This is a genomic window from Bianquea renquensis (genome assembly GCF_014384895.1).
In the GTDB taxonomy this organism is placed as follows: Bacteria; Bacillota; Clostridia; order Lachnospirales; family Bianqueaceae; genus Bianquea; species Bianquea renquensis.
The window spans coordinates 156,391-168,999 of record NZ_JACRSQ010000004.1; the positions used below are offsets into that span (position 1 = coordinate 156,391).

A 12,609-nucleotide genomic window follows, 5' to 3' on the forward strand; every position below is an offset into this window, starting at 1 on the left:
TACGATTTTAGTTAATTTTGATACGGTTTTGATTGCTTTTTTTAATCGTTGATTTCGTTTCTGTATATTTGATGAAGGGGCTTCCTATCGAAAAGCCTTTACAGTGAATATCCGTTACAAGACAGACGGTTCAGAGCTTCCTTTCCCATCGGGATCTGTTTATTATGATGGTAAGCAAGTCACGATTGCTCAAAGATGGTAACGGATGTGGAAAAATGGAAAAGGAGGCTTACAATGAACAAGGGTAAAAAGTGGGGAAGCGTGTTGCTTTCCGCGGTATTGACATTAACCTCTGTTACGTCCCTATTTACTGGCGCCATTTATGCCGCCCCTGACGGGTATCAGATGGCGGAACTTGAACTGATAGACGGCGAAAATGTTCCGCTTGTTTCGGAAGCGGGGTCATTTGGGAGGCTATCAGGGGAGGAGGGGAGTGTCGTATACCATACAGATCCGGAAGGTGACTATATCAGATTGGTCCATGAGAACGGGAACGCCGACCTGACCCCTTCGCTGGGATATGTTTTTCCCGAGGGGACGGCGGAGTCTAAGGTGACGGTAGAGTATGACCTGCGGCTCGATACAGCGCTGAAAGTCAATGACAAATACCTGACAGCGGGCTTTGACAGCGCCATAAAGCCTTTTGGCTTCGATGGTTACGCGGCGCGCACCTTGCTGAACCGGAACGGCATTTGTGTGGATGAGGGCGGAATGTGGTCGTTTGTGCCCACTGACTGCGAGGTGGACGAGGATGGAGACCTCCTTTCTGGCGTTTGGAACAGCTGGAAGATGGTTCTTGATATGACCAGTGGCAAATATCAGACGTATGTCAACGGTGTGTTGAAAGGCGAGGCGATCGCTGATACCAGCAATGTAAAAAAGTTTATGCTCGGGTTTGGAAACTGGGGTGGAAATCCCGCGCTGACGTACAGCGTTAAGAATTTCCGGGTTTCATTTGAGGACAGCACGGCGTCCGGCGGAGATGTAGAAGAATGGGCTCCAGATCCCTTTACACAGGGAGACGCGTGGACAGCGCCGGAAAATGCAGAAGAGACATGGGTACTGAATGATCAGATAGCCAATATGAGTGTTGGCGAATCGCTTCCCGCGTATTCCAGTGGAGAAGTAGGATTCAGCGTCTATGCCGTATCGGACAGCCCGGAGAACGATACCCTTCAGGTCAAAGGCGAAGGCGACCAAAAATATGTGGAGATCAGCTATAGCGGCACAAAAGACCGCAATCCACAGCTGGTATTCAATTTGCCAAATACTTACAAAGCTGGTACTGTATCTGTGGATTTTAAACTGTATATGAAACCGGGTTCGGCTATGCATTGGATGGAAGCTGTTCTTGGAGCCGATGCAGTCGGCATCGATAACGGTGCTGCTTACGCTGGCAGACTGATTCTCGATGGAAATGGTTATGCCGAGGCATCAGGTGGCCCCTGGCTTTCCACCAAGCCCTTCCGCGCCGGCGGCTGGTACCGCTATGTCGTGACCATTGATGTAGGACTTCAGACGATGAACGTGAAAATATGGACGCCTCTGGATACGGAACCCTCCAGCTTTGACTACACCCTTTCCCAAAAGCGAAATGTTTCTCAATTTGTTGTCAAACCGTACGCTCCTGGCAGCGGTGTTCTCTGCGTAAAAGACGTGGCGCTTAGCTATGTTGCGCCGGATAGAACGCCGAGTCTGATGGCCCCGAAAGACGACACGTATATGGCCGATGTGAACCCCACTTTCACTTGGAGCAACACGGGTGCGGACAGCTATACTTTGGAAATCAGCAAAACCAGTGATTTTTCTGGGGATGTCATCCGCATAACGGGCCTTACCGATACCACATATACTCCGGAAACGCCGCTAGAAAGTTTCACTGAATATTATTGGAGAGTAACGGCTGTAACCGGAGGAGAAGAGCCTATTACCAGTGCGGAAACCTTTATGCTGACCACAGAGTCTGAGGATATCGAAGGCAACGTGTATTATGCGAAAAATTTTGGTTTGGTCGAAGGCATATTTAGCGAGGAGATTCCGGAAGAGAGAGCGATAGCACAGCATAACGCCGCTATTATTCAGAACCTTCTGGACAAAGCGGGCAAAAAGGGTGGCGGTACGGTTATCTTGCCGGAAGGTGACTTTTGTCTGTGCGGAGATTATACCACCTATGATGCACGCATCCTCTATATCCGGTACGATAACGTCACCTTAACTGGACAGGGCAGAGATGAGAATGGCGTTTACAAGACCCGGCTGCACACCAACTCCAGACGGAGCGTGGACGAAAAAGTTTACCGCAACGGCGGTATTGTCATTGTCGGCACTCCTTTCGGATCGGAAAAAGCTAGAGAGAATATCGAAATTTCCCACTTTGAGATGGACGGCGGACGCGGATATACCGGCCGCAGCGACTGGGGATTCGATCCCAACATCGACTGGGGATGGGATATTTCTCACCAGGGCATCGTTGTGTCCAAAGATGATCTGGTAACGAATGTTACCCTTGATGATCTCTATGTTCATAGCTATTCCGGCGAAACCCTCTATGTAGGAGGCAAGTCGGTTGGCTATCTGGAAGTCAAGAACTGTACGCTGGCCGATACGAACGCATCTTGCTTTAACTTGAACGCTAAGTATTTGAATGTCCATGATAACCAGTTCGGTTCTCCGGACGGCAGATGTCGATTCTGGATCGAATACTGCCCGCGGAAATGCTTAGTCGAGTATTCCTTTGACACATCTGTCATTCCGGAAGGGATTGAACCGGATACAGCGTATTTCCGGAACAACAAGTTCTATAATTCGGTGAACGCGCATGGCATCGCCATCGCCCAGGGCGACTGTACAGAATATGCTATGTATTTCGAGAACAACGAGATTGACAATAGCCTGGATGAGAACAACAATGGTATTTTCCAGTTGGCTGGTGCTGTATATGGGCCCATCTATATTCGCAACAATACAATCCAAAATACTCATGGCCCGATTCTTGTATTCTCCTATGGCGGTGGAACGGTTGACGAAAACGGCGTTCCCAATGTCGACTGGGCAAAAAACAAGAATATTTATCTGGAAAATAATACATGCGTGAATTTGGGCAGCCCCATTATCGATCTGATGGGCAGTTGGGGTGTGTGGGATCCCACATTAAATGATGGCGCAGGCGGTGTCGCCCCCTGGACACAGCCGGTAGAAAACCTGTATATTCGCAACAACTATTTTGAGGGAGCGGATCCGCAGAATAAGAGCATTGCAATCGGAAGTTTCTATGATACCATTGAATCAGCCATCGAGCTGAACAACACGGAAGTTTCCGGTAATACTTTTAAAAACTGTCTGGCCCCCGAAGAGGTCAGAGCCTTCATCGGCAAAGTTCCGTTGTTTAAAGACAACACCTACAGTAACGTTACAGCGACTTCTTTAGGCGGCATTGCCAATCTGGACGGCAGCAGTGCAGAGCTGAAGCCTGTGTACGAGTATCTCACTCTTACTGCGTCGGAGGCAGTCAATCCAACCTTCCGCGTAGGAAAGAATGAGAATGGACAGAAAGTTACCATAACCGGAGGCGTGAAAACGAACCCTGTTACCTTTGTGAGAGGTGCGGAGAGCTATTTTGTTCCGGAAGAGTATCGCCTTGAAGAGGGGGATACCATCGTTTTTGTATATGATGCGGAAAAGGCTATCTGGAATTTTGTTTCCTTCGAGAAGGCTTCTGAAGAAGAAAAGCCGCCTGCTGTTGATCCTGGCACAATGTACGAGATTACAGCGACGGCGGGAGAGGGCGGTACGATTACTCCGGATGGCAAAATTACAGTTCCATCTGGCGGCGAAATCACCTATGTTATATCTGCCGAGAAAGGCTACCGGGTTGACAAGGTTATACTCGATGGAGAGAAAGAAGTAGAGCTTCTGGATGGCACCTATACCTTCTATGAAGTGAATCAGAATCATTCGATCCATGTGACCTTCATTAGGATTCACGATATTTCCGAAGAACCCACCGAAGGACCTACCGAAGGACCGACTGAAAGACCTACCAAAGAACCGACTGAAGGGCCTGGCGATGAGACGACGCCTCCTCCTGCTACGGGAGATAGCAATGCTGGAAATATTTTTGCAGTTTTGTCAGCTCTTGCATTGGTGGCGATACTGTATCTTTCGCGGAAAAAGGTATCTGACTTTAGAGGGTAGAAGAATGGGGCTGTCGGGAAATAGACAGCCCCCTTTTTTGCCTATAGAAAGTTGGCGAAGCGAACTTTTTTGAGTAACTAGAGGAGCTTTCCAGTATCTGCTGGAAAAGGAGACGATGACGGGGGAAAATTTGTCCAGATTTTGGAGGAAGAGATTTGACACGGTGAAGTATGTCGAAAAAACGAATAAATAATGTCGAAATAAAGAAAAAATGTTAAAAAATTTTGAATAGAGGGGTTGCCAAATGATTCTGAATGTGATATTATAATAAATGTAACCCCCCCATATTATTTTATTAAAGTTTTGCTACACCCAAAGAAATACCTTCTCCTTATAGTCGGCGTTCTAGAACGCCGCTTTTTTTTACCTTAGAAAAAGTCTGCCGAGAGGTGGATATATATGGGGAAAATTGGAATGCATAGAATGATGGATTTGGAAACATACTCTTTATATCCTTCTGAAAATTTCCAATTGTCTGGATTAGTGTATACAAAATTGAAAATAAGCGGTTGGTAAATTTAAGAAAAAGGCTTGACTTTGGAATGGAAACATGCTATTATGGTTCCGCTGTCAAGAAGGACAGATATTGGGTAGTCGCCAAGCGGTAAGGCACTGGACTCTGACTCCAGCATTCGTAGGTTCGAATCCTTCCTACCCAGTTTACAGAACTTTTTCCTGTGGGATGCCGGGAGGTGGACTGATAAGTTCACGGGGCGCGAACTTTTTACAATTTTTTCTTGACAAGCCTTCGGACATATGATATGATAAATTTTGTCCGTTGGGAAGATTTTCTAAAATGATGGGTAGTCGCCAAGCGGTAAGGCACTGGACTCTGACTCCAGCATTCGTAGGTTCGAATCCTTCCTACCCAGTTCTTCATGGTGAGAGGTCCGGCTGTCATATGACGGCCGGATTTTTTTATGTTAACCTTTTGGAATTCCGCCGCAAGGCGGACCAAATAGTGAAGAAGCGAAGGTTCTTCCAAAGTTCGCGGAACGCGAACTTTTAAACCTTTTGGAATTCCGCCGCGAGGCGGACCAAATAGTGAAGAAGCGAAGGTTCTTCCAAAGTTCGCGGAACGCGAACTTTTAAACCTTTTGGAATTCCGCCGTGAGGCGGACCAAATAGTGAAGAAGCGAAGGTTCTTCCAAAGTTCGCGGAACGCGAACTTTTAAACCTTTTGGAATTCCGCCGCGAGGCGGACCAAATAGTGAAGAAGCGAAGGTTCTTCCAAAGTTCGCGGAACGCGAACTTTTAAACCTTTTGGAATTCCGCCGTGAGGCGGACCAAATAGTGAAGAAGCGAAGGTTCTTCCAAAGTTCGCGGAACGCGAACTTTTAAACCTTTTGGAATTCCGCCGCGAGGCGGACCAAATAGTGAAGAAGCGAAGGTTCTTCCAAAGTTCGCGGAACGCGAACTTTTAAACCTTTTGGAATTCCGCCGCAAGGCGGACCAAATAGTGAAGAAGCGAAGGTTCTTCCAAAGTTCGCGGAACGCGAACTTTTAACCTTTTGGAATTATAGGAAACGGAACTGCAAGGCAAACGGACAGCCAAGGATTGAAAAAATAAATCATACATGGTAGAATAAGCTAACCTGTAAAAGATAGAGCGGACGTCGGGAATGGCTCCGCACGAAACGGAGGATCCTATGCCATCATTTACGCGAAACGCCATCATAGCGTCTTTTTTAAAGCTGCTCAACGAGCGGCCACTTCATAAGATTACCGTCAAAGACATTGTCGAGGACTGCGGGATCAACCGCAATTCCTTTTACTATCATTTTGAGGATCTCCCGGCACTGGTGGAGACGATTGTCAAGGAAGATGCGGATAAAATTATGGAGGAGCATGCTTCAGCCGCCTCCCTGGAGGAGTGTTTGGATATCGCCATTGATTTTGCACTGAAGAATAAAAAGGCGATTCTCAATATCTATCACTCGGTGAATCGAGAAACCTATGATCGGTACCTGAACCGCGTGTGTGAGTATGTGGTGACGGAGTATGTGGATCTAGTCGCCAGAGAGTATGGGATTCAGGAGGAGGATAAGGCGATTATCATTAAATATTATAAATGCGAGCTGATTGGTCAGATTCTGGATTGGATGAAAGATGGAATGCGGTACGATATCGTCAAGCAATTCCACAGGATCTGTTCTTTATTTGAAGGTTCGACCCAAATTGCCTTTCAGAGGAGTGCCGGACAAGCGGATTTTTTTCCATGACAGAGAGAGCTGTCTTTCAACAGATCTATTTTTAATTGCCATGATTGTGCAAAATGGGTGAAATGCCTAAAAATTCCACACACCGTTCAAGGTGTCTATTTTTTTATGGAGAGAAAAGGAGTACACTGAAATCCCATCAAAGAAATGACACAGAAAGGAAGCGAAACCATGCGTTCCACGAAATCCATACGAACCGCAAAGATTGGATCGATCATGATGGCGGCGGCGCTCTCTGGTATAGGGGTGATGCTGATCTTGTTTCCGGAGTTTTCCGCAACCACCCTGTGCTATGTGCTAGGCGGTCTGTTGACAGCCTACGGGATTATTAAAGTTGTCGGATATTTCTCCAAAGATCTGTACCGATTGGCATTTCAGTATGATCTAGCTTACGGCGCACTGCTGGCCGCTGTGGGACTGATCATGCTGTTACATCCAGAGGGGTTTATCGCGGTCCTCTACATTGTGATGGGAATCTTATTTCTCGCTGACGGCCTTTTCAAGACTCAAATGGCTATTGATGCAAAGCGCTTCGGCGTTGGGAAGTGGTGGCTGATCATAGCGCTAGCCGCCCTGACGGGATTGGCGGGGCTGTTGCTGATCCTACGCCCTTTTGATGGCGCCAAAGCCGTCATGATCCTGCTGGGCATTTCACTCTTGGCAGAAGGGGTGTTGAGTATCAGTGTCGCGCTCTGCACGGTCAAAATCATTCGGCATCAGCAGCCGGATAGTATCGAAGCTATCTATACTGAAACCAAGGGGGATCAAGAAGTATGAAACTCGGAAGAGCGGTTGTTCGCTACCGTGTACCCATTTTAATCGTTACGATTCTCTTGCTGATTCCATCGGGATTGGGCATGGCTGCAACGAGAATCAACTACGATATGCTGAACTATTTGCCGGAGGACATGGATACGGTCATCGGCCAGAATGAACTTCTGGAAGAATTCGGAAAAGGAGCCTTCTCTTTTCTCATCGTAGAGGATATGCCAGCCCGGGAAGTGGCTGCGATGAAGCAGAAAATCGAGACTGTGGATCATGTGGAATCTGTGTTGTGGTATGATAGTATAGCGGATCTCTCCATTCCCATGGAAATTCTGCCGGACAAATATTTCCAGGCCTTCAATACAGATCACGCCACGATGATGGCCGTATTTTTTGACACCTCCACCTCCTCCGACGACACCATGGACGCGGTCCGTGAGATCCGGGCCATTGCAGGAAAGCAGTGTTTTGTCTCCGGAATGTCAGCATTGGTGACGGATTTGAAAGACTTATGCGAGAAAGAAGAGCCGATCTATGTTGCCATAGCTGTCGCCTGTGCGTGTGTGGCTATGATGCTATTTATGGACAGCTGGCTGATTCCATTTGTTTTTCTCGTCAGCATAGGGATGTCGATTTTGATCAATTTAGGTTCTAACTATTTTCTCGGCGAAATCTCGTATATAACGAAAGCACTTTCCGCGGTTTTGCAGCTTGCCGTCACAATGGATTATTCCATCTTTCTTTGGCATAGCTATAATGAACAGCGGGAGATTCATGGGGACAAGAATGAGGCCATGGCTTGTGCGATAAAAGAGACCATTACATCTGTGGTCGGCAGCTCTGTGACAACCATTGCTGGGTTCATTGCGCTTTGTTTCATGAGCTTTACCCTTGGACGCGATTTGGGAATCGTCATGGCAAAGGGAGTCTTTCTAGGAGTCATCGGATGCGTCACCACATTGCCGGCGCTGATCCTACTGCTAGATAAGCCGCTGCATAAAACGAGGCATCGCTCTCTGATTCCCAAGGTGGAGGGGGTATCCCAAGGTGTGACCAAAATTTTTCCGGTGTTCTTAGTCCTGTTCGCAGTGTTACTTGTGCCGTTTAGCTACGGATATACGAAGACCAATGATGAAGTGTACTATGATTTGGGCCAGTGCTTGCCGGAGGATATGGAGTATGTCATCGCCAATTCAAAGTTGAGCGAGGAATTCAACATTGCCTCCTCGCACATGGTTCTTGTCAGCTCGGAGGTATCGAGCCAGGAGATCAGAGGGATGATCCGCGAGATGGAAGCCGTGGATGGTGTAAAATACGTCCTTGGGATGGAATCCATAGTTGGCTCATTGGTTCCACAGGAATTTCTGCCGGACTCGGTAAAAGGAATTCTGGAGAGTGATCGGTGGAAATTGATGCTCATCAATTCAGAATATGGGACGGCAAGCGATGAAGTCAATGCTCAGCTTGATCAATTAAATGCCATATTGAAAGAATACGACGAGGGCGGGATGCTCATCGGGGAAGCACCGTGCACAAAAGACATGATCGAAACTACGGATCATGATTTTCAGGTGGTCAATATGATTTCGATCATCGCCATTTTTCTTATTATCGCCGTCGTTGAGAAGAGCATCACCCTGCCAGTCATCCTGGTGGCCGTTATTGAGCTTGCGATCTTTATAAACCTAGGACTTCCCCATTTTCTCGGGCAATCGCTTCCCTTTATCGCCCCAATCTGCATCAGCACGATTCAGCTGGGCGCTACCGTGGACTATGCGATTCTCATGACAACCCGGTATAAAGCGGAGCGGGCTGGAGGACAGGATAAACGGCATGCCATCGCAAAGGCATTGTCCTCTTCCATACCATCGATCATCGTCAGCGCCATAGGGCTTTTTGCGGCAACCTTCGGTGTCGCCATCTATTCCGATATTGATATCATCAGTTCCATGTGCATGTTGATTGCACGGGGAGCGATCATTAGTATGCTTTGTGTCATCTTCATTCTCCCGGCTCTATTTATGCTGTTGGATCGAGTCATCTGTGCAACTAGCTTTGGAATGAAGACAAGACAACAACACAGGGATGTTCAAGCATAGACTTTGACATAGTTTTCAATACAATCTCTTGGAGGCATTGGTATGATATATGAAAATAAACATGTGATGAAAATTTTATCTCTTATTCTGTGCTGTACAGTCATCGGCAGTGGAACCGCCGCCATCGCTTACGCGACGGGTGTTAAGAAGACGGAAGAGAAGACCGGTCAGGAGACGACGGCGGTAACCAGCGCGAAGCAGGAGACAACCGGGGCCGTCAGCAAGGATGAAACAGTATACGTGATCGCAGATGCCGATGGCTCTGCCAAGCGGATCATCGTCAGCGATTGGATCAAAAATGCGCCGGGCAGCGCGTCCATCCGCGATAAAACGGAGATGGAGGACGTAACGAACGTCAAAGGCGACGAGAGCTATACGATGAATGGCGACCACATGCGGGTGTGGGATGCGAACGGCAATGACATTTATTATCAGGGAGATATTGAAAAAGAATTGCCAGTGACCATTGCCATCCGCTACCAACTGGATGGAAAGCCAATCTCTGCGGAAGAATTGGCTGGCAAGAGCGGAAGGGTGACAATCCGATTTGAGTATATCAATACCCAGTATGAGATGGTGGAGATCGATGGGCAACAAGAAAAAATTTATGTCCCTTTCGTCATGCTGACGGGTATGATTCTAGACAATGAGAATTTTCGAGATATCCAGGTATCCAATGGAAAACTGATCAATGACGGCGACCGCACCATCGTCGCAGGGATTGCAATGCCAGGTCTGTCGGACAACTTAAAATTAGACGGCGATGTATTGGAACTGCCGGACTCTATAGAAATTGAGGCTGATGTAACGGATTTTCAGCTGACGGCAACGGTTACGATAGCGACCAATGAACTTTTCAATAAACTGGAATGGGATGGGGCTGGAGATCTAGAGGATATGTCCGCTTCCCTCGAGAAACTCCATGACGCCATGGGACAGTTGATGGATGGCTCCTCTGCGCTATATGATGGGATTGCGACACTGCTGGATAAGTCCGGGGAGCTGATCGATGGAATCGATCAGCTCTCGGCTGGAGCAAAGCAGCTATCAGAAGGAGCGGGAAACGTTGACGGTGGAGTTGCGCAATTACAGGCCGGAGCAGCACAATTGACAGACGGTCTTGGCGCCCTGACAGCGAACAATGAAACGTTAAATAGCGGAGCAAAAGAAGTCTTTGAATCCATGCTGTCCATGGCGGATTCGCAGCTGGCTGCCGCTGGTCTTACTGTGGATAAGCTGACCATCGAGAATTATGCCACTGTATTGCAAGGGGTTCTTGCATCCTTGGACGAGACCGCGGTCTATACTCTGGCTTATAATACTGCGCACAGTAAGGTGGAGCCGGCAGTGCGAGCCCAGGAACCGAACATCCGCGCCAAGGTCATAGCCGCAGTTCAAGGGCAGGTGCTGGATGGGGTGTTGGCATCTCTGAATCCTCCTCTGACATCGGACCAATATGAAGCAGCTGTCGAGGCCGGACAGATTCCAACTGAAATTCAGGGACAGGTCAGAGAGGCGGTGGAGGCCCAGATGCAGGCGGAGTCAACCCAAACCAAAATTCAGCAGACGGTGGAAGCGCAGATCCAGGCGTTGATTGAGCAGAATATGAGATCCAGCGATGTCACAGCGCAGATTCAAGCGGCGGTGGAGAGCGCAAAATCAGGGGCCTCTAGCCTCTCTGCGCTGAAAACGCAACTGGATAGCTACAATCAATTTTATCGGGGACTTCTGACGTATACCGCTGGCGTGGCGGACGCTAGGGCTGGGGCGGATGCCATAAAAGCAGGGACCGATGCGCTTAAAAATGGCACAGCCAGCCTGAAATCGGGTGCTGATACCCTTTGCGCAGGGCTCAATTCTTTGCAGGCCGGGAGCGGCGCCTTAGTGGAGGGGGTACAGCAGCTACAAGATGGCGCGATGCAGCTCTCCGATGGCTTACAAGAATTCAATGAGCAGGGAATTCAAAAACTGTATGAGGCGGTCAATGAGGATTTGGGGGGACTGCTTACAAGATTCCGCGCCACCTGCGATGTATCAAAAGAATATAAATCCTTTGCTGGGATTCGCGACGATATGGATGGACAGGTGAAATTCATCTATAGAACGGAAGAAATCTCCAAATAGAAAGAATTTTCGGTCACAAAGAAGTAATTTCCGATTAGGCGGCACAGACCTGTTACAAGGGCTATGCCGTCTTTTCCTGTTGATTTTATTCGGCTGACCGTATAGAATTAGGGAAAGGAAATTAAAGAGGATGTGAACTGAAGATGTTAAAATATATTTCAGCACCGGAAGCAGCGAAAAAGTGGGGGGTTTTCAGAAAGACGGGTACAGAAACTTTGCGAAAAAAACCGCATACCGTTGTGGCAAAATTTAGCCAACTGATAATAGATATAAACATAAACGCTTCTCAACTCAAGCACAGTTGGCAGAAAAACTGGGCATTACAGATAGGGCCGTATCCAAATGGGAAACAGGAAAAAGTATGCCAGACTCATCGATTATGTTAGAGCTTTGTGAGATACTGGAAATCACTGTAAATGAGTTGCTAAGTGGGGAGAAAATTGATATGGAAAGCTATGAAAAAAAGGCAGACGAAAATTTGATTGCTTTAAAAAGAAAAGATGAAAATAACATGACAAAGAATGTGATTATTTCACTTCTTTTTTCGGTGACACTTTCGATAGGAATTATGGTATGCGTTATTTGCAACCTTGCTATATCCGGCAATTTAACATGGTCACTAATTCCGGTCAGTTCCATTGTTTTTGTATGGGTTATATCTTTCCCAAGCATTATACTGGGAAAAAAAGGGGTTGTAGTAAGTTTAATTTCATTAAGTATTTTTAGTATTCCTTTTTTGTTCTTGATAAGCAATTTAATAAAAGTAAAAGATGTATTTTCAGTTGGCGCGATAATGGCAGTAATTTCAATCGTATTTTTATGGATAGTAGTTGCAATTTTTAATCATATTGGAAAAACAAAGAGGTTGATTGCTTTAGGAACAACTTTTTTATTAGCCATTCCGTTTATTCTTATCATCAATATCATACTGTCAAAAATGATAGCAGAACCACCTCTTGACGTATGGGATATGTTGTCTATCTTTATATTGTTGATATTGGCATTTGGTTCTTTTGTTTATGATTATGCTCAGAAAAAGGGATTGATAAAATAGTGAAAGTGTTTGCGCTTCTGTTATAGCGTAACGGCGGTTTTGAGATCCTCTTTTTCCATCGGAACCGCTTTCACAGAAGCTCGAATAGAACAGCGGTTTGCCGGTAACACTCATAGAATGGTGGAATTTGAGACGGGAATTCTGAAAAGAGCTT

General features: G+C 46.9%; 6 protein-coding genes and 2 tRNA genes. All 8 read left to right on the forward strand.

Features of this window, described 5'->3' with window-relative positions:
• Positions 1 to 234 precede the first annotated feature (234 nt).
• The 8 genes from H8730_RS04565 (at position 235) to H8730_RS04605 (ending at position 12,455) form a co-directional block, all read left to right on the forward strand.
• Positions 235 to 4,194 (forward strand): PT domain-containing protein, encoded by a 3,960-nt coding sequence (locus H8730_RS04565; protein ID WP_177720459.1) that lies wholly within the window; start codon positions 235 to 237, stop codon positions 4,192 to 4,194.
• Between the two features lie 587 nt (positions 4,195 to 4,781).
• Positions 4,782 to 4,853 (forward strand) — tRNA-Gln (locus H8730_RS04570).
• Between the two features lie 141 nt (positions 4,854 to 4,994).
• Positions 4,995 to 5,066 (forward strand) — tRNA-Gln (locus H8730_RS04575).
• A gap of 777 nt (positions 5,067 to 5,843) precedes the next feature.
• Positions 5,844 to 6,416, forward strand: coding sequence for a TetR/AcrR family transcriptional regulator (locus H8730_RS04580; protein WP_177715742.1), 573 nt, complete (start codon positions 5,844 to 5,846; stop codon positions 6,414 to 6,416).
• Positions 6,417 to 6,584: 168 nt separating this feature from the next.
• Complete coding sequence (locus tag H8730_RS04585; protein WP_177715744.1) at positions 6,585 to 7,190, forward strand: HdeD family acid-resistance protein; 606 nt, start codon at positions 6,585 to 6,587, stop codon at positions 7,188 to 7,190.
• Positions 7,187 to 9,277, forward strand: coding sequence for an efflux RND transporter permease subunit (locus tag H8730_RS04590; protein WP_177715746.1), 2,091 nt, complete (start codon positions 7,187 to 7,189; stop codon positions 9,275 to 9,277). Before H8730_RS04585 ends, H8730_RS04590 begins: the two co-directional genes overlap by 4 nt.
• 42 nt (positions 9,278 to 9,319) lie before the next feature.
• Complete coding sequence (locus H8730_RS04595; protein WP_177715748.1) at positions 9,320 to 11,401, forward strand: hypothetical protein; 2,082 nt, start codon at positions 9,320 to 9,322, stop codon at positions 11,399 to 11,401.
• 301 nt (positions 11,402 to 11,702) lie between these two features.
• On the forward strand, positions 11,703 to 12,455 hold the full coding sequence (locus tag H8730_RS04605; protein ID WP_177715750.1) for a helix-turn-helix domain-containing protein: 753 nt from the start codon (positions 11,703 to 11,705) through the stop codon (positions 12,453 to 12,455).
• Positions 12,456 to 12,609 lie beyond the last annotated feature (154 nt).